This is a genomic window from Microbacterium memoriense, from assembly GCF_025398275.1.
GTDB classification, from domain to species: Bacteria; Actinomycetota; Actinomycetes; order Actinomycetales; family Microbacteriaceae; genus Microbacterium; species Microbacterium memoriense.
In genome coordinates this window covers 91392-113913 of record NZ_JAODOR010000001.1, presented here as the reverse complement: position 1 = coordinate 113913, position 22522 = coordinate 91392, and the positions used below count along the sequence as shown (strand labels likewise).

The 22522-nt window shown below is 68.2% G+C and carries 20 protein-coding genes; 1 reads left to right on the top strand and 19 read right to left on the bottom strand.

Translation table 11 applies throughout. The annotated features are described in order from the left end of the window. Positions 1-12: 12 nt before the first annotated feature. Positions 13-276 carry a phosphoribosyl-ATP diphosphatase gene (locus tag N4R40_RS00550; protein ID WP_261605417.1) on the bottom strand — a complete coding sequence of 88 codons (264 nt, stop codon included), beginning with the start codon at positions 274-276 and terminating at the stop codon, positions 13-15. A gap of 52 nt (positions 277-328) precedes the next feature. Between N4R40_RS00550 and glsA the strand changes: the two genes are divergently transcribed. Continuing rightward, positions 329-1501 (top strand): glutaminase A, encoded by a 1173-nt coding sequence (gene glsA, locus N4R40_RS00545; RefSeq protein ID WP_261605416.1) that lies wholly within the window; start codon positions 329-331, stop codon positions 1499-1501. 7 nt (positions 1502-1508) lie between these two features. Here glsA and rpe read toward each other — a convergent pair whose 3' ends face one another. From rpe to N4R40_RS00455, 18 genes are all read right to left on the bottom strand, one after another. Next, positions 1509-2180, bottom strand: a complete 672-nt coding sequence (rpe, locus tag N4R40_RS00540; RefSeq protein WP_261605415.1) for a ribulose-phosphate 3-epimerase — start codon at positions 2178-2180, stop codon at positions 1509-1511. A gap of 122 nt (positions 2181-2302) precedes the next feature. After that, a complete protein-coding gene (locus tag N4R40_RS00535; protein ID WP_261605414.1) occupies positions 2303-3664 on the bottom strand; it encodes an RsmB/NOP family class I SAM-dependent RNA methyltransferase in 1362 nt (453 codons plus the stop codon). Then, entirely contained in the window at positions 3661-4596 is a 936-nt protein-coding gene (fmt, locus tag N4R40_RS00530; protein WP_261605413.1) for a methionyl-tRNA formyltransferase, read from the bottom strand. The genes N4R40_RS00535 and fmt overlap by 4 nt, the downstream gene beginning before the upstream one ends. Before the next feature lie 8 nt (positions 4597-4604). Further along, the gene (locus N4R40_RS00525) at positions 4605-6563 is read right to left on the bottom strand and encodes a primosomal protein N' family DNA-binding protein (protein WP_261605412.1); all 1959 of its coding nucleotides are present in this window, start codon (positions 6561-6563) and stop codon (positions 4605-4607) included. Positions 6564-6569: 6 nt separating this feature from the next. Beyond that, a complete protein-coding gene (gene metK, locus N4R40_RS00520) occupies positions 6570-7763 on the bottom strand; it encodes a methionine adenosyltransferase (protein WP_261605411.1) in 1194 nt (397 codons plus the stop codon). A gap of 96 nt (positions 7764-7859) precedes the next feature. Beyond that, on the bottom strand, positions 7860-8114 hold the full coding sequence (gene rpoZ, locus N4R40_RS00515) for a DNA-directed RNA polymerase subunit omega (RefSeq protein ID WP_261605410.1): 255 nt from the start codon (positions 8112-8114) through the stop codon (positions 7860-7862). Positions 8115-8232: 118 nt separating this feature from the next. After that, the gene (gene gmk / locus N4R40_RS00510; protein ID WP_261605409.1) at positions 8233-9129 is read right to left on the bottom strand and encodes a guanylate kinase; all 897 of its coding nucleotides are present in this window, start codon (positions 9127-9129) and stop codon (positions 8233-8235) included. Next, complete coding sequence (gene pyrF / locus N4R40_RS00505) at positions 9122-9961, bottom strand: orotidine-5'-phosphate decarboxylase (protein WP_261605408.1); 840 nt, start codon at positions 9959-9961, stop codon at positions 9122-9124. Before pyrF ends, gmk begins: the two co-directional genes overlap by 8 nt. Beyond that, entirely contained in the window at positions 9958-13245 is a 3288-nt protein-coding gene (carB, locus tag N4R40_RS00500) for a carbamoyl-phosphate synthase large subunit (protein ID WP_261605407.1), read from the bottom strand. Before carB ends, pyrF begins: the two co-directional genes overlap by 4 nt. After that, entirely contained in the window at positions 13245-14405 is a 1161-nt protein-coding gene (carA, locus tag N4R40_RS00495; RefSeq protein ID WP_261605406.1) for a glutamine-hydrolyzing carbamoyl-phosphate synthase small subunit, read from the bottom strand. The genes carB and carA overlap by 1 nt, the downstream gene beginning before the upstream one ends. Beyond that, positions 14402-14932 (bottom strand): PH-like domain-containing protein, encoded by a 531-nt coding sequence (locus N4R40_RS00490; RefSeq protein ID WP_261605405.1) that lies wholly within the window; start codon positions 14930-14932, stop codon positions 14402-14404. Before N4R40_RS00490 ends, carA begins: the two co-directional genes overlap by 4 nt. Next, positions 14929-16227, bottom strand: a complete 1299-nt coding sequence (locus N4R40_RS00485) for a dihydroorotase (protein WP_261605404.1) — start codon at positions 16225-16227, stop codon at positions 14929-14931. The genes N4R40_RS00490 and N4R40_RS00485 overlap by 4 nt, the downstream gene beginning before the upstream one ends. Further along, complete coding sequence (locus tag N4R40_RS00480) at positions 16224-17195, bottom strand: aspartate carbamoyltransferase catalytic subunit (protein ID WP_261605403.1); 972 nt, start codon at positions 17193-17195, stop codon at positions 16224-16226. Before N4R40_RS00480 ends, N4R40_RS00485 begins: the two co-directional genes overlap by 4 nt. After that, a complete protein-coding gene (gene pyrR / locus N4R40_RS00475) occupies positions 17192-17734 on the bottom strand; it encodes a bifunctional pyr operon transcriptional regulator/uracil phosphoribosyltransferase PyrR (protein ID WP_261605402.1) in 543 nt (180 codons plus the stop codon). Before pyrR ends, N4R40_RS00480 begins: the two co-directional genes overlap by 4 nt. A 63-nt stretch (positions 17735-17797) precedes the next feature. Next, positions 17798-18193, bottom strand: a complete 396-nt coding sequence (locus N4R40_RS00470; protein ID WP_261605401.1) for a hypothetical protein — start codon at positions 18191-18193, stop codon at positions 17798-17800. Positions 18194-18201: 8 nt separating this feature from the next. Beyond that, positions 18202-21321, bottom strand: coding sequence for a type I restriction endonuclease subunit R (locus N4R40_RS00465; protein WP_261605400.1), 3120 nt, complete (start codon positions 21319-21321; stop codon positions 18202-18204). A 94-nt stretch (positions 21322-21415) separates the two neighbouring features. Next, entirely contained in the window at positions 21416-21823 is a 408-nt protein-coding gene (locus N4R40_RS00460) for a PIN-like domain-containing protein (protein ID WP_261605399.1), read from the bottom strand. 1 nt (position 21824) lies between these two features. Next, the gene (locus tag N4R40_RS00455) at positions 21825-22502 is read right to left on the bottom strand and encodes a DUF433 domain-containing protein (RefSeq protein ID WP_261605398.1); all 678 of its coding nucleotides are present in this window, start codon (positions 22500-22502) and stop codon (positions 21825-21827) included. Positions 22503-22522 lie beyond the last annotated feature (20 nt).

Sequence of the window (22522 nt, the reverse complement as noted above, 5' to 3'; positions counted from 1 at the left end):
CGTGGGACGCGCTCAGAGATGTCGGCCGACGTCCTCGAGGGTCAAGCCCTTCGAGATCATCAACACCTGCAAGTGGTACAGGAGCTGCGAGATCTCCTCGGCAGTCTCGTCGTCGGATTGATACTCGGCCGCCATCCAGACCTCGGCGGCTTCCTCGACGATCTTCTTGCCGATCGCGTGGACGCCGCGATCGAGTTGGGCAACCGTGCCGGAACCTTCGGGACGCTGCGCGGCGATCGCGGTGAGCTCCGCAAAGAGGGCATCGAAGGTCTTCACCATCACAGGTTACCGGCAATGGCACCCGCCCCGCCGCCGCTAGGGTCGAGCAATGGACCCGATCCACGCCATGCTCGCCGGTGTACTCGATGACGTACGAGATCGGGACGCCGGCGACCTCGCCGGTTACATCCCCGAACTCGCCGCCGCGGAGCCCGATCGGTTGGCGTTGGCGGTCATCGGCCCGCGCGGCCGATTGACGGCAGTGGGCGACGCGGACAGCGCGTTCACGATCCAGTCGATGTCGAAGCCGTTCGTGTTCGCCCTCGCGCTCGAGGCGCTCGGGCGAGACGAGGTCCTCCGCTTCGTCGGCGTTGAACCGAGCGGTGAGCCGTTCAATGCGATCAGCCTGGAGCACGGCACCGGGCGTCCCGCCAATCCGCTGATCAACGCCGGCGCGATCGCCACGACCGGTCTCATCCCCGGTCCCGGGCTCGATGCCCGGAGCGGCCGCATCCTCGAAGGCCTCTCCCGCTTCGCGGGGCGCCGGCTCACGGTCGACGAGAGCGTCTATGCATCCGAATCCGCCACCGGCGACCGCAATCGGGCTCTCGGGCACTTGATGCGCTCGCACGGAGTGATTCTCGGCGAGGTCAGCGACACCGTGGAGGCGTACTTCCGCCAATGCTCGGTGTTGGTGACCGTCTCCGACGTGGCCGTGATGGCCGGGACTCTCGCCTTCGGCGGCCGAAACCCGCTGACCGGGGAGCAGGTCATCTCAGAGCGCACGGCGCGGGACGTCATCTCCGTCATGACGAGTTGCGGAATGTACGACGCGTCCGGATCGTGGCTGTTGCGCGTCGGGCTCCCGGCCAAGAGCGGTGTGGCCGGCGGACTCTTGGCACTGGCGCCTTCGCAGTTCGGCGTGGGCGTGTTCAGCCCCCGGCTGGATGCACACGGGAACAGCACGCGCGGTCAGCTCCTCCTGGAGCGCCTCTCCGATGTTTTCGGCATGCACATGTTCGAGCAGCACGAAGGGATTTCCGCCCCGGGACTCGCGATCACCCGCGGCGCCGACGACGCGGTCCGGGTCGTGCTCGATGGCGAACTCTCCTTCAGCGGTGCGGAGCGCGTGCTCGCTGCCTTGAGCAGCATCGAGCTGGGGTCAGGGAACGAGCAGCTCGTCGTCGACCTCAGCGCGCTGACGCGGTTGCACCCCGCTGCGCTCGCCGTGCTCCGCGAGGAGATGGACACGGTGGGTGGCCGCATCCACATCGATGGCTGAACCGTTCTCAATGCCGGTGGTGGCGCGTCGCCTCACTGCGAAGCGCTGCGATCGCGCGGCCCGGGTCATCTGCTCCGAACACGGCTGAACCGGCGACGAACGTGTCGGCTCCCGCTTCGGCGGCCTGAGCGATCGTCGACTCCCCGATTCCCCCGTCGACCTGCAACCACACCTGCGAGCCTCGCCGCCGGGCCTCGGCGCGCAGGTGGGCGAGCTTGGGCATCTGGTCCGCCAGGAAACTCTGGCCGCCGAATCCCGGCTCGACGGTCATCACCAGGATCTGGTCGAACTCGTCGAGCACATCGAGCAGGCCATCGATCGGGGTCGCCGGCTTCACGGCAACACCGGCGCGCGCGCCGATCTCGCGCAATCGTCGCGCGAGCGAGATCGGATCGGTCGCCGCTTCCAGATGGAAAGTCACCGACGCGGCACCGATCTCCGCATACTGCGGCGCCCACTGCTCGGGATCGCTGATCATCAGGTGCACGTCCAAAGGCACGGGGCTCGTCGCCTGGATCCGTTCGACCATCTGGGGCCCGAAGGTCAGGTTCGGCACGAAGTGGTTGTCCATGACGTCGACGTGGACGAAGTCGGCCGTGGTGATGCGCGCGAGATCGGCTTGCATGTTCACGAAATCGGCGGCCAGGATGCTGGGGTTGATACGAACGGTGTCGGACACGGCATCCACCCTAGTTGCGGAGATCTTGCGGAGCCCGGTGGCGCGCAGAGGGGGCAGCTGTGGTCGCAATCTCAGGCGGATGCGATACCAACTGACCCCGCAACAGCGCGAGAAGCTCGCTCTCAGCGCCGCCGCAAGAGCGAGATCGACATCGCGTCGGTGCCGTGGCGGTGGGGCCAGAGCTGGGCGCGCCCCGAGCCGTCGAGCTGCGCGGGAAGGTCGATCTCGGTGTCCGAAACGGATGCCAGTACCGCGCGCGCATCGAGTTCTTCGATCCCCTCGCCGAAACGCCGCCGCGCTTCGGCGATGACCCCCGCCGTCTCGGCCAGGTGCGGCGAGCACGTGACGTACGCCACGATCCCGCCGGGCACGAGCGCGTCGATCGCCGCGGTGAGGAGGCCACCCTGCAGCTCGGTGAGATCGGGGACATCGACGGGGCTCTTCCGCCAGCGCGCTTCGGGACGGCGGCGGAGCGCGCCGAGTCCGGTGCAGGGGGCATCGACGAGGATGCGGTCGTACCGGCCGCGCGCGGCGCGTGTGCGGCCGTCTTCCTCCGACACCGGGACCTCCAGAGGAACTCCCGCGACGGAATCGCGCACGAGCTTCGCGCGCGTCGATGACAGTTCGTTCGCTTCGACGACGGCACCCGCAGCGAGAGCTTCGGCGGCGAGCACCGCGGTCTTGCCTCCGGGCGCAGCGCAGAGATCGAGCCAGCGCTCGCCCGGGCGCACCGCAGTGGCACGCGTCAGCGCGAGAGCGGCGAGCTGCGAGCCCTCGTCCTGCACGCGGACGCGGCCGTCTGCGGCGGCGATCACGGGACCGGGGTCTCCCCCACCGAGGCGGAAGCCGATCGGTGAATACGGGGTGGCGGCGGCGTCCTCGGGCCGGGCGGCGAGTCCCGGAAGCGCCGCCATCGTCACCGCAGGCGCGTCGTTGTCGGCGGCGAGAAGTGCGTCGAGTTCATCCGTGCGCCCCTCGGCGGCCAGTGCCCGACGGAACGCGCGGATGACCCACACCGGATGCGCGTGGCGGAGCCCCAGCCGTTCGTCGTCGGAGCGCGCGCCGCGTTCGAGGCGCTCGTCCCATTCCTCCACCGTGCGCTCGGACACCCGTCGCAAGACGGCGTTCGCGAATCCTGATGCCGAAGCGCCGGCGACGTGACGCACCTGACGGACCGTCTCGTTCACCGCGGCGTGGGTCGGCGTGCGCATCGCCAGCAGCTGATGCACGCCGAGGCGAAGCGCATCGAGCACCGGCGGATCGATCTCGCCCGGCGGCCGGCCCGCGGCATCCGCGATGATCGCGTCATAGGTACCTTGATGGCGAAGTGTGCCGTACGTCAGCTCGGTGGCCCACGCGGCATCCGGCCCGGACATACCGGCCCGTCGGAGTTCACGCGGCAACAGCAGGTTCGCGTACGCATCGGATTCGCTGACGGCGCGAAGTGTGTCGTACGCGACCCACCGCGGTGACGACGAGCTCATGCGGGGACCTCCGTCGCGGTGTCGACGCGGGGATCGTCGAGCCTCAAGCCACGCCACCAGTCGGCGGCGGCCATCGCTCCCTTCCCGGCGGGCTGAACAGTCTGCAGGAGGACGGTGCCCGAGGGGGTACCGACGACGACATCGCGTTCGACGAGGGCGAGCGCACCGGCAGCGAGTGCCATGTCGGGACCGCGGTGCGCGGCGAGGATCTTGAGCCGCTGTCCGCCCACCGAGGTGTGCGCTCCGGGCTCGGGTGTCGTTCCACGGAACCGATCGATCACGGTGTCGGCGGCAGCAGTGAAATCCAACGCGCCGTCGGCGAGGGAGAGCTTCGGCGCGAGCGTCGGCTGCCCGGACTGGGGCTGCGCCGTCGCGGTGCCCGCCGCGATCGCATCGACCACATCGACGAGAAGCGCGGCACCGAGGTCAGCGAGCGCATCGAGGACGACGCCCGCGGTCGCGCCGCGCGGAACGCGATAGCTGACTTCCCCGAAGACATCCCCGGCATCCAACGCGGCGACGAGCTGGAACACACTTGCTCCGGTGACCTGATCGCCCGCGATCAACGCGTGCTGAACGGGGGCCGCCCCCCGCCACCGTGGAAGCAGCGAGAAGTGGAGGTTGATCCAGCCGCACGTCGGGGTCGACAGCAGCGGCTCGCGCACGAGACCGCCGTAGGCGACGATGACGCCGAGATCCGGAGCCAGGTCCGTGACCGCGCGGGTCGCCTCATCGTCGAGTCGATCGGCCTTGATCGTCGTGACCCCGAGTTCGGCGGCGAGGGACGCGACGGGTGATGGGGTCAGCACGCGCTTCCGGCCGAGGGACGCATCCGTGCGGGTCACGACGCCCACCAGGTCGTGTCCGGATGCCGCGACAGCGCGGAGGGAAGGGACGGCGGGCAGGGGTGTCCCCGCGAAGACGATGCGCATGAGGCTCCTCACAGATCGAGCTCGGGCACGTCGAGCCGCACCTTGAGTGTAGTTCGCGGGCCGCGATCCTTCGCGGCGCGTCGGGCGCGCAGAGCGTCGGCGACGACTGCCGCGCGAAGGTGCTCGGCGACGGCCGCCCCATGCGCATAATCGAAGCGGACGAGCGCGCGCACTCCCCCACTCTCCAGCGGCACGGGACCGAGCAGAGCCGTGGGACCGAGACCGAACACGGCCTCGCGGAGGCTCTCGAGCGTCGCGGTCACCGTCGTCGACGAACCCTCGACGGCGGCCACCCGCACCGTCGGGGGCATCGCGAGCGGACCGCGGTCGGCAAGTTCGGCGCGGGCGTACGCGGGTTGGGTCCAGGTGGCGAGCGCACGCGCGACCGGCCCGGACACTCCGACGAGGTGAACTGGCGCGCCGGGCGCCGCCAGCGCCGCAGCATCGGACCACCAGCGCAGGCACGATTCGCCGATGCGCAGCTGCTCGGCCATCAGCATCCGGTCACCATCGAGCAAGATGATGGCGCGGTAGCCACCCGCGGCCTGCGGTTCGGCGCCCCGTGTGGCGATCACGAGCGCGGGGCGATCATCCACTTCCGTGATCGGGTGGGCCCCGTCGGCGACGACGATACGGATGCCGGGGAATGCCCGGCCCAGCTCATCGGCCGTTCGCTCGCTCCCTGAGGAGGCCATGCGCAGCTTCGTCGACGTGCAGTTCGCGCATGTCCACGTCGGCGCCGATCGGCCGCACCATCCGCAGTCCGGCGTCGCGCCCGGGCGCTTGGCGCGAAGTGGCCCGGTACAGTGCGCGCAGCGGGACGGGGTGCGGCAATCGGCGCACACCAGCACCGGCGAATAGCCGGGGCGGGCCACCTGGACGAGCACCGGGCCATGAACGAGCGCCTCACGGGCAGCCGCGAAAGCTGCAGAAGGAACGCGGGCGCCGCGAGATTCGCCCTCGCGCGTGGCCGACAAGATGACGGTCGGACTCTCCCGCCGCTCCGCCGGAAGATCACGCACCCATCCGAGCTGGACGAGCCGCTCGACATCCGTCGTGCGCGTGTGGCCAGCGAAGACGAGCGCACTGCCCTCGAGCTCCTGACGCACGAGCGCAGCATCGCGCGCGTGGACGCCGGGGCTCAGCGGCTCGGCGAGGAGCGGGTCGCCGTCATCCCAGACGACGACGCATCCGACATCGTGGGCCGGGGCGTACACGGTCGATCGGTTGCCGACCACGATCGCCGGATGCGGGGACAGGAGGCGGAGGTAACTCGCGTACCGCTCCGGGCCGGACCTGCGGGCATCATCGCGGATGACCGATTCGGCGGGAGCGCGGTCGGCCAGCGCAGCGAGCACGTGATCCTGATCGCGCTGATCGGGGACGACGAGCAGGGCGCTGCGGCCGGCGGCGAGCGTCTGCAGTGCGAGGGCGGCGAGGAGCTCCGCCCACGCCCCCAGCACGCGATCGCGGCTCGGTCGTGGCGGCGCATCGAGGGCCACCCGTGCGCCGGACGTCGCGGCCTCCAGAAGCCCCGGGTAGGGCGCGAGGATGCCGGTGGCCCACTCGGCCGCATCCGCGCCGACCACCGGCGCCTCGAGGGGAGCCGCGGCGAGCCAGGTCTTCTCGGTTCGGACCATGCGCTTGGGGATCACGAGCCGCAGGATGTCGCCGGCGCCTCCCGCGGCTCGGTCGGCCGCGCGGCGAGCCAGTGCGTAGAGCGCGGGGGGCAGCACACGCACGGGCGAGATGATGCTGTCGAGCTCGGACAGCGGGCGCACGGACGGTTCCGCGTCACCGAGCTCGACGAGATACCCCTCGACGACGCGCCCGGCCGTGCGCAACGGCACTTTCACCCGAACGCCCGGGACCGCGTCGGCAGCGAGCTCCGCAGGGATGGCGTAGTCGAACAGCCGGTCCAGTTGGGGCAGCGGTGAGTCGATCAGAACCCGCGCGACGGTGGTCACGGCCGCTCAGAGGCCAGCGGCCGCGCGCAGCTCCTCGACGCGAGTCGTCTGCTCCCACGTGAACTCGGGCAGCTCGCGGCCGAAGTGGCCGTACGCAGCGGTCTGCGCGTAGATCGGACGCAACAGATCGAGGTCATCGATGATGGCCTGCGGGCGCAGGTCGAAAACATCGCGGATTGCCCGCGTGATGACGTCGTCGGCAACGTGGCCGGAGCCGAACGTCTCGACGTAGAGGCCGACGGGGGCCGCGCGACCGATCGCATACGCGACCTGGACCTCAAGCCGATCGGCGAGCCCCGCCGCGACGGCGTTCTTCGCAACCCACCGCATGGCATAGGCGGCGGAACGATCAACCTTGGACGGGTCCTTCCCGCTGAACGCGCCACCACCGTGGCGCGCGGCGCCGCCGTAGGTGTCGATGATGATCTTGCGCCCGGTGAGTCCGGCATCGCCCTTCGGGCCACCCGTCACGAAGGGTCCGGCAGGGTTGATGACGTACTGCACGTGGGAGAGGTCGAGACCTGTCTGCGCGAGGACAGGATCGATCACTTCGGCTTGCACGGCGGCGCGCAGCGCCGGAATCGAGATGTCGAGGTTGTGTTGTGTCGACAGCACGACCGTCTCGACCGAGCGCGGCACGGCGCCGTCATAGCCGAGCGTGACCTGTGTCTTGCCGTCTGGGCGCAGGAAGCCGAGCGCACCTGAGCGCCGAGCGTCGGTCAGACGCTCCGCGAGGCGGTGCGCCGTCCAGATCGCCATCGGCATGAGTTGCGGTGTCTCGTTCGTCGCATAGCCGAACATGATGCCCTGATCGCCCGCGCCGAGTGCGTCGATCGGGTCGATCGACCCGCCCTCGCGGTGCTCGAGCGCATTGTCGACGCCGGCGGCGATGTCGCTGGACTGCTCGCCGATCGATACCGTCACGCCGCACGAATCGCCGTCGAAGCCGGTCTCACTCGAGGTGTATCCGATGTGATTGACGACGCGGCGCACGATCCCCGGAATGTCGACGTAGCCCTCGCTGCGCACTTCACCGGCGACGTGGACGAGGCCGGTCGTCACCAGGGTCTCGACGGCGACGCGACTTCCGGGATCGACCTCGATGAGTGCGTCGAGGATGGAGTCCGAGATCTGGTCGCAGATCTTGTCCGGGTGACCTTCCGTCACGGACTCGGATGTGAACAGACGCAGGGCGCTCATCGATGCTCCAGGTTCTCGGGGGTACACACCATCATGCCCGCGGGCTCCGACACAGCGGAGAACGCGGGCATGGCGACGCCATACGGCGTCATGAACTCACTCGGCGGGACGGAGGCGGAGCTTGTCCTCGTGGATCTCGTGCATCGCGATCGTCAGCGGCTTGTCCTCGACGTGCGAGTCGACGAGCGGTCCGACGTTGTCGAAGAGGTTTCCCTCGTGCAGGTCGGAGTAGTAGTCGTTGATCTGACGGGCACGCTTGGATGCGTAGATCACGAGCTGGTACTTGGAATCGACCTTCTCGAGGAGCGAGTCGATGGGCGGGTCGATGATGCCCTGGTCACGTGCAGCCACGGGGAACCTCCTGGGATCGGGCGGCGGGGAAGACTGTCGCGCGGTGGTGAATCCGCGGCATCCGATCATTCTACCTCGGATCGCGCCCCCGGCTCGCAGACTTCCGGCGGCGGGGCGATTAACGCGTCAACGAGACCACCTCGGCCGCGGCCCGGGCGACGTCGTCGTTGACGACGTGGAAATCAAACTCACCCTGAGATGCCAGTTCGACCTTCGCGGTCTTCAACCGTCGTTCGCGCTCTTCCGCATCCTCCGTGCCGCGACCGATGAGCCGGTGAACCAGTTCATCCCAGCTCGGCGGCAGCAGGAAGACCAACGTCGCGTCGGGGGCCGCCGCGCGCACTTGCCGCGCGCCCTGCAGGTCGATCTCCAACAACACGGTGCGCCCGTCTGCAAGAGCCCGCTCGATCGGCGCCTTCGGTGTGCCGTAGCGGAAGCGGTTGTGCACGGTCGCGTGCTCGAGCAGCTCCCCCGCGGCGATCAGACGGTCGAACTCGGCATCGTCCACGAAGAAGTAGTGCTCGCCGTCGACTTCGCCGGGCCGCGGGCTCCGCGTCGTCGCCGATACCGACAAGAGGAGCTCGGGATGGTGCTCCTTGATGTGCGTGGCAACCGTGCCTTTGCCGACGGCGGTGGGCCCCGCCAACACGATGAGGCGGCTACGCCCCTCTCGCGGCTGCGGCTCGGGCCACCGGTCATCCAGGAATGCGACGAGCGCGACGCGCTGACGCGCCCCCAGTCCACCCAGTCGCTTGACCGGGGAGATCCCGAGCGAGGCGAGGATCCGGTCGCGCTTGCCCGCACCGATTGCCGGGATCGCCGTCAGGAACTCGGTGACGCGCATGGCGCCGGGGGGTGAATCGTGTGCGGCTTGGGCGCGACGCAGAAGTTCTTGCGGCGTGATGACGCGAGTGGTCACATCACGCTTGAGCGCGGCGCGCTCGCGCCGTGCGGCGACGGCTCGGCGCGATGCGGCCGCGCGATCGACTTCGGGAGGAGTGCGGGAATCAGCCATGGAAATCTCCACGGTACAGGGCTGAGCGCACATCGATCCGCTCGGCCAGAGCTTCGGGGCCGGCGGAGAGGATGCTGCGGCTCTCGCTCGCGATCACCGCGGGCGAGAGAGGTCCGAAGATGCGCGGAAGGTCCGCCGGCTCGGCGCCCTGCGCGCCGAACCCGGGCGCGAGGAGAGGAAGTGTGCGATCGAACGGGACGTCGAGTCCCCGCGCCGCGAGATCGACGGTGGCACCGACCACGAGGCCGAGCGAGGACCAGCCGCCCTCGAATCCGGCGGCGTCATACGACGCGACGGCCGCGGCGATCGACCGCGCAACGGTGCCGTGATCCGTCCGCGCCGACTGCACGGTTGTCCCTTCGGGATTGCTTGTGGCAGCCAGAACGAACACGCCCTTGCCCTGAGCGAGCGCCAGCTCGAACGTCCCTGCCAGGGCGCCGACACCGAGGTACGGGTTCACCGTGAGCGCGTCTGCTTCCAGCGGCGAGCCAGCCGTAAGCCACGCGGCCGCGTACGCATCCATCGTCGTGCCGATATCGCCGCGCTTCGCGTCGGCGATCACGAGAAGCTGTGCTGCACGCGCGGCCGCCAGGACCTCCTCCAGGGCAGCGAATCCGGCCGCACCGAACCGCTCGAAGAAGGACACCTGCGGCTTCACGACCGCGACCCGACCGGCGGCCGCATCGACGACCCTGAGACCGAACTCACGGACCCCGGACGCATCGACCGGCAGTCCCCATGCCCGCAGCAGAGCTTCGTGCGGGTCGATGCCCACGCAGAGGGGTCCCCGTGCGGCCAGTGCGGCGCGCAGTCGCGAACCGAATGTCGTCACCGACGAGCCTCCCGGTCGATCGCGTACTCCTGCAGGCTCTTCACTGCGAACCCTTCGCGCAGCACCGGAAGGGCACTGACGGCGGCGCCGAGGACGGCCATCGTGGTGAAGAGCGCCTTGTCGGCGGCGACAGCAGCCGCACGGATCTCGTAGCCGTCGGCACGGGCGATACCGCCCGACGGGGTGTTCACGACGATGTCGATCTCGCCCGCGTTGATGAGGTCGACGATGTTGACCTCACCGGTCTCGTGCGTCTCGGAGTACTTGTTCACGATCTCGACGCGAATACCGTTGCGCGCCAGGATCTCGGCGGTGCCCTCCGTCGCCGTCAGGCGGAAGCCGAGTTCCTGCAGGCGGTGGGCCGGCAGGATGACGGCGCGCTTGTCGTCGTCGGCGACCGAGAGGAAAACGGTGCCCGAGGTCGGCATGCCGCCGTAGGCGGCCGCCTGGCTCTTCGCGAACGCGGTCGGGAAGTCCCGGTCGATGCCCATGACCTCACCCGTCGAACGCATCTCGGGGCCGAGGACGGAGTCGACCGTGTGGCCGTCGGCCGTGCGGAACCGCTTGAACGGCAGCACGGCTTCCTTCACGGCGACCGGCGAATCGAGTGGCACGCGCGAGCCGTCCTGCGCGGGGAGCAGCCCTTCGGTCTTCAGCTCCGCGATCGTCGCTCCGGCCATGACGCGTGCGGCCGCCTTCGCGAGCGGAATGCCGAGCGCCTTGGAGACGAACGGCACCGTGCGCGACGCCCGCGGGTTCGCCTCGATGACGTAGAGAACACCCGCCGAGACGGCGAACTGCACGTTGAGCAGCCCTCGCACACCGACGCCCTCGGCGATCGCCAGGGTTGCGGTACGCACCCGGTCGATTTCGGTACGACCGAGAGAAATGGGCGGAAGGGTGCACGACGAGTCACCCGAGTGGATGCCTGCTTCTTCGAGGTGTTCCATGACACCGCCGATGTAGAGCTCATGGCCGTCGTAGAGTGCGTCGACATCGAGCTCGATCGCGTCGTCGAGGAAGCGGTCGACCAAGAGCGGCTTGCCCTCTTCGATGACGACCTCACCCGCGGTGCGCACGAAGTAGTCGCGCAGGCTCTCGGTGTCGTAGACGATCTCCATGCCGCGGCCGCCGAGCACGAAGCTCGGACGAACGAGCACGGGATAGCCGATCTCCTCGGCGATCGCGACGGCTTCCGCCTCGTTGACCGCGGTGCCGTGACGGGGCGCGATCAGACCGGCTCGGTCCAAGAGCTGCGAGAAGAGCTCCCGCTCCTCGGCGATGTCGATCGCGGCGGGCGACGTACCGAGAATCGTGTATCCGGCATCCTCGATGCCCTTGGCGAGCCCCAGGGGTGTTTGCCCGCCCAGCTGGCAGACGACGCCGAGGATCGTGCCGGACTGTGCTTCGGCATGGAGGACCTCGAGCACGTCCTCGAGAGTCAGCGGCTCGAAATACAGGCGATCGCTCGTGTCGTAGTCGGTCGAGACCGTCTCCGGGTTGCAGTTGACCATGATGGTTTCGAACCCGGCATCCGATAGCGCGAACGAGGCGTGCACGCAGGAGTAGTCGAACTCGACGCCCTGGCCGATGCGGTTGGGACCCGAGCCGATGATGACCACCTTGGTGCGCTCGGAGGGAGTCACCTCGGTCTCCTGGTCATAGCTGGAGTAGTGGTACGGAGTGAGCGCCGGGAATTCTCCCGCGCACGTGTCGACCGTCTTGTAGACCGGGCGTACGCCGAGCGTCCAGCGCAGACCCCGGATCTCGGCTTCGGAGACACCACGGAGCTGCGCGAGCTGCGCGTCGCTGAAGCCGTGCTCCTTGGCGATGCGAAGGGTCGCCGCGTTGAGCTCGGGTGCTGCCTGGAGGAATTCGGCGACCTCGTTGATGAGGGCGATCTGGTCGAGGAACCAGGGGTCGATCTTCGTTGCCTCGAACGCTTGCTCGGTCGTCGCGCCCCGGCGCATCGCCTGCTGCAGCACCACGATGCGGCCGTCGGTGGGTTTCTTCGAGATCTCGAGCAACTCGTCGGCGGACCGTTCCTCCGGTCCCCAATGGAAGCTCGAACCACGCTTCTCCAGCGACCGCAGCGCCTTCTGCAGGGCCGTCGCGTAGTTGCGGCCGATCGCCATCGCCTCGCCGACCGACTTCATGGTGGTCGTGAGGGTCGTGTCGGCGTTCGGGAACTTCTCGAAGTTGAAGCGCGGCACCTTGACCACGACATAGTCGAGCGTCGGCTCGAAGCTTGCCGGCGTCGCCCCCGTGATGTCATTGGGGACTTCGTCGAGCCGGTAGCCGATCGCGAGCTTCGCGGCCAGCTTCGCGATCGGGAATCCCGTGGCCTTGGACGCCAGAGCCGAAGAGCGCGAGACCCGCGGGTTCATCTCGATGACGATGATGCGCCCGGTGGCGGGGTCGACAGCGAACTGGATGTTGCAGCCGCCGGTGTCGACACCGACGGCCCGGATGATGTCGATGCCGATGTCACGGAGCTTCTGGTACTCGCGGTCGGTGAGGGTCAGCGCCGGCGCCACCGTGATCGAGTCGCCCGTGTGAACGCCGACGGGATCGACGTTCTCGATCGAGCAGACGACGACCGTGTTGTCGGCCGTGTCGCGCATGAGCTCGAGTTCGTACTCCTTCCAACCGAGGATCGACTCCTCCAGGAGAACCTCGGTCGTGGGAGAGTCACGAAGCCCCGCGCCCGCGATACGGCGGAGATCGTTCTCGTCGTACGCGAAGCCCGAGCCGAGGCCCCCCATGGTGAAGGACGGACGCACGACGAGCGGATAGCCGAGTTCGGCTGCTCCGGCGAGCACTTCGTCCATCGTGTGGCAGATGCGGCTGTCAGCCACGTCCGCGCCCGAGTCGAGGACGAGCTGCTTGAAGATCTGCCGATCCTCACCCTTGTTGATGGCCTCGAAGTTCGCACCGATGAGTTCGACGTCGTACTTCTCGAGGATGCCGTGATTGTGCAGGTCGATCGCGGCATTCAGCGCCGTCTGGCCGCCGAGCGTCGGGAGGATGGCGTCGGGCTTCTCCTTGGCGATGATCGTCTCGATGACCTGCCACGTGATCGGCTCGATGTAGGTCGCGTCGGCGAAGTCGGGGTCGGTCATGATCGTCGCCGGGTTGGAGTTGACGAGGATGACGCGTACGCCCTCTTCGCGAAGCACCCGGCACGCCTGGGTGCCGGAGTAGTCGAACTCACACGCCTGACCGATCACGATCGGGCCGGAGCCGATGACGAGGACAGAGTTGATGTCGGTGCGCTTGGGCATTAGTTCTTGTTCTCCAGGGTGGTGCGCACGAGGTCGGCGAAGCGGTCGAAGAGATAGTTGGCATCGTGCGGACCGGCGGCGGCCTCGGGGTGGTATTGCACGCTGAACGCCGGGATGTCGAGGGCGCGCAGGCCCTCGACGACGTTGTCATTGAGACCGATGTGGCTGACCTCGACGCGGCCGTAGCCGTTCGGGCTGTCGGTCTCGCCCTCGAGCGGCGCGTCGACGGCGAAGCCGTGGTTGTGCGCGGTGATCTCCACGCGGCCGGTCTGCTTGTCCAGCACCGGCTGATTGATGCCACGATGCCCGAACGGCAACTTGTACGTGTCGAAACCCAGCGCGCGGCCGAGCAGCTGGTTGCCGAAGCAGATGCCGAAGAACGGCAGCTTGTCGTCAAGGACGTCACGCAGGAGCGTGACGTGGTCGCCGGAAGCAGCCGGGTCGCCGGGGCCGTTGGAGTAGAACACTCCGACGGGCTCGATCGCACGGATGTCCTCGATCGACACGTCCTGCGGCAGGACATGCACGTCGAAGCCGCGCGCGGCGAGGTTGTCGATCGTGGCTCGCTTGACCCCCAGGTCGAGGACCGCGAGGTTGCCGATCCTCTCCCCCGTTGCGGGCGTCACTTCGACCGCGGCGACCGAGACCTGCGCGGAGAGATTCTGGCCGGCCATTGCCGGCGCCTCCCGCACGATCCGGAGCTGCTCTTCGGGAGTGAGGTCAGCGGCATCGCCGGAGAACACTCCCCCGCGCATCGACCCGGCCGAGCGGAGGACGCGCGTGATGGCCCGCGTGTCGACACCGGAGATGCCGACGATGCCGTCGCGCACGAGCGCGTCGTCGAGCGATTCGTCGGCGCGCCAGTTGGACACCACTCGCGAGGGGTCACGGACGATGTAGCCGGCGACCCAGATACGGCGGGACTCGGGGTCTTCCGCGTTCATGCCGGTGTTGCCGATGTGCGGCGCGGTTTGCAGAACGATCTGCCCGGCATACGACGGATCGGTCAGGGTCTCCTGGTAGCCGGTCATGCCGGTCGCGAAGACGACCTCACCGAGGGTCGTGCCGCGCGCGCCGTACGCGCGTCCGGTGTGGCGACTGCCGTCTTCGAGCACGAGGACGGCGGGGTCGAGAGTCAGGGAGAAGGCGGAGGGGGTCATGCGTCGGTTCCCGTCGGGATCGTCGGAGTGGAAGGTTCGAGGGGACGAGGAAGGATGCCGGCGATCGCATCTGCGAGTGCACGCGAACCGGCATCCTGCGCTCGCAGGAAGGTGTCGACGGTCACGTCGCCGATGAGCCAGGAGAGACGGACGAGACCGCCCGGCTCGACGACCCGGTCGATCGCCACGGTGGCCCGGTCAACCGACACGATGTCCGCGACCGGCACGAACATCCGGGGCTGGCCGGTGAGGTCCAGGGCCACACCGGCATTCATCACGGTGACCGCGGCGCGCGACCGGAAGCCGAGGCCGCGGATCGCGAGGCGCTCGAGCGGAGCATCGTGCGCGGTCGTGGCGACGTAGAAGCCCTCGAACCGGTCCACGACCACGGCATCCGCCGGGGCTTCGGCGATCGGAGCGACAAGGCCGCCATCGCGGCGCGTCCGACGTAGCCAGGCCCAGACGCCGAGCGCGATCAGCACGACCGCGAGAGCGATCATGAGCGCGATGACCATCTCGCGGGTCATGCGGAGGCTCCGGGGCGCAGAATGCCATCGGCAACCGTGGGCGCGCCCCGGAAGAACGTCCAGCGCACCTCACCGGGAAGCTCGCGGCCGAGGTAGGGCGAGTTGATGCTGCGCCCGTGGAGGTCTTCTCGGGAGAACGTGCGCACCGGAGAGGGGTCGTAGAGCGTGAGGGAGGCGGTGGATCCCGTGACGAGAGACCCGGTCTGCACGCGACCGATCCGTGCGGGGGCGCTCGACATGACGCGCGCCACGTCGTCCCACGACAGCAGGCCGGTGTCGACCATGGCTTGCTGCACGACGCGCAGGGCCGACTCCAGCCCGACCATGCCGTTCGCGGCAGCCTGCCACTCGCACGACTTGCTCTCGGCCGGGTGCGGGGCGTGGTCGGTGGCGACGATGTCGATCGTGCCGTCGGCGAGACCCTCGCGAACCGCACGCACGTCCTCGTCGCGCCGCAGCGGCGGGTTGACCTTGTACCGCGCGTCGTATCCGCGGACGAGCTCCTCGGTCAGCAGCAGGTGATGCGGGGTGACTTCAGCCGTCACGTTCACGCCGCGCTTCTTGGCCCAGCGGATGATGTCGACCGATCCTGCCGTCGACAGATGGCAGACGTGCAGGCGCGATCCGACGTGCTCGGCCAACAGGACGTCGCGAGCGATGATCGACTCCTCCGCGACGGCGGGCCAGCCGGCGAGACCCAGCTCGGCCGACACGGTGCCCTCGTTCATTTGAGCACCCTCGGTCAAGCGGGGGTCCTGAGCGTGCTGGGCGATGACGCCGTCGAACGCCTTCACATACTCGAGCGCGCGCCGCATGATCAGCGGATCGAAGACGCAGAATCCGTCGTCGCTGAAGACCCGCACCTGCGCGCGTGACGACGCCATGGCGCCGAGTTCGGCGAGCCGCTCGCCCTTCTGACCGACGGTGACCGCGCCGATCGGCTGCACGTGGACGTAGCCGGCGGCTTCGCCGAGAGCGAGTTCCTGCTCGACGACGCCGGCCGTGTCGGCCACGGGCGAGGTGTTCGGCATCGCGAACACTGTCGTGTAGCCGCCGGCGGCCGCCGCGCGGGAGCCGCTGAGGATCGTCTCGGACGCTTCGTAGCCGGGCTCCCGCAGATGGGTGTGCAGGTCGACGAGGCCGGGCAGGGCGATCAGGCCCGCCGCGTCGACGACGTCGGCGCCGGCTCGGCTGAGACCCGACCCGATCTCGGCGATCCGGCCGTCCTCGACGATCAGGTCGACGGTCTCACCGGAGTGCAGTTCTGCCCCGCGGATCACAGTGGTGGTGGTCATCGGGCATCCTCTTCTGCGTGCGTCGTCTCGCGCTCCCCCGCCAGCAGCAGGTAGAGCGCCGCCATGCGCACCGACACTCCGTTGGCGACCTGTTCCAGCACGGTCGAACGCGGTGAATCGGCGGCGTCGGCGGAAATCTCCAGGCCCCGGTTCATCGGCCCCGGGTGCATGACAATGCTACCTTCCGGCAGTCGCTGAAGGCGTGCGGCATCCAACCCCCAGCGGCGCGAATACTCCCGTTCAGTGGGGAAATATGCCGCGTTCATGCGTTCGAGTTGGATGCGGAGCATCATGATCGCGTCGGGGGCGCCGTCGATCGCCTCGTCGAGGTCGTAGACGATGCGCACGGGCCACGCTGAGACGTCTTGCGGCACGAGCGTCGGCGGCGCGACCAGCGTCACCTCGGCGCCGAGGGTCGTCAGCAGCCATACGTTCGAGCGGGCGACGCGTGAATGCAGCACGTCACCGACGATCGTGACTCTCAGGCCCGCGAGGTCGCGCCCACGGCTGTCGCCTGCGAAGAACCGCTTCCGGATCGTGAAGGCGTCCAGCAGCGCCTGCGTCGGATGCTCATGCGTGCCGTCGCCGGCGTTGACGACGCCGGCGGAGATCCACCCGCTCGTGGCGAGGGTCTGCGGCGCGCCGGAGGCACCGTGGCGGATGACGACGGCATCCGCTCCCATGGCCTGCAGGGTCTGAGCGGTGTCCTGCAGCGACTCGCCTTTCGAGACCGATGAGCCCTTCGCAGAGAAGTTGATGACGTCGGCCGAGAGGCGCTTCGCCGCCGCTTCGAACGAGATGCGGGTGCGGGTCGAGTCCTCGAAGAAGAGGTTCACGACCGTCTTGCCCCGCAGCGTCGGGAGTTTGCGGACCTCCCGCGACTGTGTGTCGCGCATGTCCTCGGCCACATCCAGGAGGCGCAAGGCGTCCGCGCGGGTGAGGGTTCGCGTGTCCAGGAGATGTCTCATGAGGCGATCGTCACCTCGTCGACACCGTCGACCTCGATCAGGCGCACGTGCACGCGTTCCTGTCGGGCGCTGGGGAGGTTCTTGCCCACGAAGTCGGGGCGGATGGGCAGTTCGCGGTGCCCGCGATCGACCAGAATCGCGAGCCGCACCGCCGCCGGACGCCCGATGTCGCTCAGGGCATCGAGCGCGGCGCGTATCGAGCGGCCCGAAAACAGCACGTCGTCCGTGAGGATGACCGTCTTCCCGTCTATGCCGCCCGCGGGGATCTGGGTCGGGTGGGGTGTGCGCGTCGGGTTGCGGTGCAGATCGTCACGGTACATCGTGACGTCGAGAGCACCGACCGGGACGGCATGCCCGGAGATTTCGGCCAGTTGCGCGCCGATGCGCTCGGCGAGGGTGACGCCGCGGGTCGGGATGCCGAGGACGATCAGACCGTCGGGGCCTTTGTTGGACTCGAGGATCTCGTGTGAGATCCGAGTCAAAGCCCGCGTGATGTCGGCTTGCTGAAGCACGGTGCGCGTGTTGTCGCTGATGCTCATCCGCCGCTCCCTTCTCCGCCTCTCTGGACGGTGTTAAAGGTTGCTGTGGTTCCGTTGTCCAGCTTACCGGACGGTGGGCGCAAGGATCAGACGAACTCCCTTGCGGGCGAACGTCAGGGCGAAGACCAGAATCGTGACCGACCAAAAGCCGCCGAGGCTGACGGCGTCGCCGAACACCAGGTCCTCGAGCCACAGGATGACGAACTTGCTGCCGGGCAGGATCAGCACGAGCATGGCGACGGAGGTGACCCGCTGGAAGCCGGTGGATGCCGCGGCCCGCCGCGCGAGCACGGACTTCTTCACCTTCAGCACCGCCTCGACCACGAGTTTGAGGAGCACCGCGGTCAGCAGAGACATCGCGAAGGTCTCCGCGATCATGTCGGGCACGAACTGGAACGCCAGGTTCAGCACGACGACGTAGACGAACACATCGACGAGGTGCAGGGGGTCGAGTTTCATGGCGTGCTTCACCCTGCGGCTCGGTCGCGGAGGCGTTCGTACAGCCCGAAGTCCATTGCCAGCTGCACGAGCTGACGCCCATCGAGCGTGCGGATCGCGGCGAGAACCTCGGCGCTGGCGGTCTCGTGCGTCCAGACGGCGTCTTCGAGCACGACCTGGAGGGCGGGTGAGTTGACGAAGTCGACTTTCGTGTTGTTGCGGGCTTGCTCGGCGAGTCCCGCATCGCGCACCGCTTCGACCAGCAGTCCTTCGATCGCTCCCACTTTGTGCTCGTCGGCCGCGTCGAGATTGCCGAGGTACTTGTTCACCTTCTCGATGAGCTCCGTGGTCGACGCCCGCTCTTTCTCGCGCAGGGCCGCCATACCGGCTTCCGTGATGCCGCGCAGGCCCGCCGCATCGCCGGACGCGAAGCCGAGGTCTTCGTCCTTGAGCTTCTCGAGCTTGTAGTGGGTCAGCACGACATCGGAGACGTCGACGATCTCGCCGCCTCCCCCACCGTCGAGCGCGCGCAGGCGGCGAGCGAGCAGGTCAGCGAAAACCGAGAGCTTCTCGTAGCGCGGGTCGCCGAAGTGCAGCACTTGCGAGAAGAACGCGTACAGCGTCGCGTACTGAGCAAGGGTCGCGCGGAAGTCGAGAAGCCGCTCGCGCTCCTCGTCGTCTTCGGCCGCGAGCCACCGCGCGTCGTACCGATCGACCGCCGGGTCGAGGTGCGCGGACAGCGCGTTGTGGGCCGCGCCGGGCGTGCCCCTGTGCGCCGTCCAGTCGGTCCACACTTGGTCGACCTCGGCCCAGGTGAAAATGCCGATCGCATCGAGTTTGTTGGCGAGGTTCAGCACCAGGTCGGGGTCGGATGCCGTCTCGATGCGGGCCTCTTCGTAGTACTCCTGGAATGCGGCCTGGATGATCGCCGGCTCGTTGACGAAGTCGAGCACGTACGTCTCGGTCTTTCCCGGAGTCGTGCGGTTCAGCCGCGAGAGCGTCTGCACGGCGGCGATGCCCGACAGCTGCTTGTCGACGTACATCGCCACGAGAAGCGGCTGGTCGAAACCGGTCTGGTACTTGTTCGCGACGATCAGCACGTGGTGGTCGGGCTGGGCGAAGACATCGGCGAGGTCGCGTCCCTTGAGGGTCGGGTTCATGGATGCTTCGGTGACGACGGGCTGGGTGACGCCCGGCAGCGCGGCAACCTCCGGGTCGGGCACCTCCCCCGAGAATGCCACGAGGGCACGCACCGGGATGTCGCGTTCGGCCGCGAGCTTTTCGAACGCGCGCGCGTAGGTCACCGCGGCGGCGCGCGACGACGTGACGATCATCGCCTTCGCCCGACCGCCGAGCTGCGGCTGGACGACCTCGCGGAAGTGCGTGAGGATCTCCGAGACCTTCGAGGCGATGTTGGTGGGATGCAGCTCGACGAGGCCGATGAGGGCGCGCGTGCCCTTCCGTACGTCGATCTCCTCGGTCCCTGAGCCTGCCGAAGGGTCGATCTCGTCCGACCCCTCGGCCGCGCGCTTCGCGATGCGCGCCGCCATGTCGTAGGTCGTGTAGTTGCGCAGCACGTCGAGGATGAAGCCCTCGTCGATGGCCTGCTTCATCGAGTACAGGTCGAAGGGGTGCGGAACGCCGTCGGAGCCGCGCGTACCGAAGAGCTCGAGCGTCTTCGCCTTGGGTGTCGCCGTGAACGCGAAGAAGCTCAGACGGGCATCGGTATCGGCGTGCGCCGCCATCGCGACGAGGGCGTCTTGATCGGCGCCCGGTTCTTCGTCGTCGAGGTCGACCGGCTCGCCGAGATAGAGCACCTCGCGCACAGCGGCCGCGGCAGAGCCCGATTGCGACGAGTGCGCTTCGTCGGCGATGACGGCGAACCTCTTGCCGGCGAGCGGGCTGCCCGCCTCCTTCATCTGCTTCAGCACATGCGGGAAGGTCTGCAGCGTGACGCCGATGATCGGCGTTCCACCGGCCAGCGCCTCGACGAGCTGCTTTGTCTTCGACCCCTCCGATCCGCGCGTGATGGCCTGGAAGGTGCCCGTGACGGTGACGAGTTGATCGACGGCATCCTGGAGCTGCCGGTCGAGCACCTGCCGGTCGGCGATCACGATGACCGAGTCGAAGACCTTGTCGCCCGCGGGTGTGTGGAGCGAGGCGAGCCGGTGGGCGGTCCAGGCGATCGAGTCGGTCTTGCCTGAACCGGCGGAGTGTTGGATGAGGTACTTCTCGCCCGGGCCGTCGGCGCGCGCGGCGGCTGTGAGGGCCGTCACGGCCCGCCACTGGTGGAATCGGGGGAAGCGAATCTGCGAGCGTGTCGTCACTTTTCCGGTGAGCGGGTCGGTCTGCTTCTCGTGGTTCGTGTAGACGAACTTCGTGACGATCTGCAGCCACGCGTCGCGATCGAGCACGTCTTCCCAGAAGTACGCCGTGCGCGGCTTGTCTGCGTTCGGGGCGTTGCCCGCACCGCCGTCGTGACCGCGGTTGAACGGCAGGAACCGGGTCGCGTCGCCCTGCAGCTTCGTCGTCATCGCGATCTCGTCCTGAGTGAGCGCGAAGTGCACGAGCGCCCCGCGACCCGGGGTGAGCAGTGGCTCGCCCTGCGGGTGCCGGTCGTGCTTGTACTGCGCGATCGCCGCGCCGAGGCTCTGCGCGAAGTTCGTCTTCATCTCGACCGTCGCCACCGGGATGCCGTTGACGAAGAACGCGAGGTCGAGACGGTCGTCCTTCTTCATCGAGTAGCGCAGCTCGGGAACGACCCGGAGGATGTTGCGCTCGTACAGAGCTGTCATCGCGGGGTTGCGATCGTCGGCAGGGGGCTGCTGGATCATGCGGAAGCGCTTGGCGCCGACGACATCGAACCCCTTGCGGAGCACAGTGAGCGTGCCGCCGCCGTGCTGCTCGTCGGTGGCGAGCGACGCCGCCAACCGGTCGAGCACGCGGGTGCGTCCCTTCGCATCGGCATCAGACGCGACGATCTTGCGGAGGTTCTTCTCGTCGTCGAGCGCGAGCCACGCGAGCACATCGTCGGGATAGAGGGCGCGCTCACGGTCGTAGTTCGCGCTGGCGCCGACCTCCCACCCGTTACTCGCGAGGTGCGCGACGATGAGCTTCTGAAACTCGGTCTCGGCGTACTGCGTGCTCACGGCTCCCCTTGCGTGCAACGGACGACCGCGACGATTCTGTCTCGGCCTCCCCTCACGTTATCGGCACGACGCGTGCAGCCTCCGTCGGATCCACTCAGATCGGCCAGTTGAGCCGCTTGCGTCGGAGTCCGTGCTGAGCAAGCGAGAAGACGAACGGCGGTTGCACCGCGGCCAGCCGGTGAATCGCTGCGGAGTACTTCATGCAGAGATCGCCCATCTGATCAGCGGTGAGATCGCCCCGAGCGAAGGCGACGATCCGAGCGTCACTCATGTAGATCGCGCGGGCTTCCAGCGGTCGGCTGGCGACGCGGTGATCCTTGGCCATGAGTACGAATCCACTCTTCGTTCCCGCGCTGATCCATTCTTCGTCGCTCATGCACTGCGCACGATCGTCGCCGAACACTTCCGCGAGAGTGGTCGCTTCCCATCCGGCATCGCGGAGCCGTGCGACGAGCTTCCGCTGACCGAGTGATCGATCGAGCAGAAACCGCGCCGCGGCCATCTCACGCGGCCTGGATGATGAGCGAGCGAAGTTCCCGCGCGTCGAGTCCGAAGTCTTCGCCCACCTCCGCCAGCGGCTCACCCGCGCGCACCCGACTGAGGATGTCTTCGACGCCGACGCCGATGCGATCGACCGTCGGCTGCCCCGAGTTGCGGTGCGGGTCTACGACCACATCGACGGTCTCGAACGCCGGGAGGTGGATGATGCTGACGAAGCCGTCGCGGTAGGTGATGCTCTTCAAGAACTCGCTCACGACCTCGTTGAAGACGCCCTGGTGATTGCGCACCACGACGAGGTCGCCTTCGCCGTTGCGGTACAGGATCTCGGCGCCGTCGGTCATGAGACGTTCGCTGAGGAGCGCGTTCTCCAGCCCGATCTCCTCACGGAGCACGTCGACGGCCGGCCGGATTCTGGCCATCGGAAGTCCCGCGCGGCGGAACGACTCGATGATGAACCCTTCGGCGAGGGCTGTGAAAGGGACAGTGACCCCCCGGCCCGGTCGGACACCGGTGAGCAACGCGGGGCTCGAGCCCCATTCGCCTTTCGTCCTTTGCTTGAAACGGTGGCCCTGAGCCCATCGGGTGAAGGAGGTCGCCGGAGCCTGAACGATACGCGCAGCCTCGGTCTGCGAGTAGATCGGCGTGGTGTAGGCCACGTCGACCGCAGGCGATGTTTGCATGCAAACAGGGTACCGCGCCC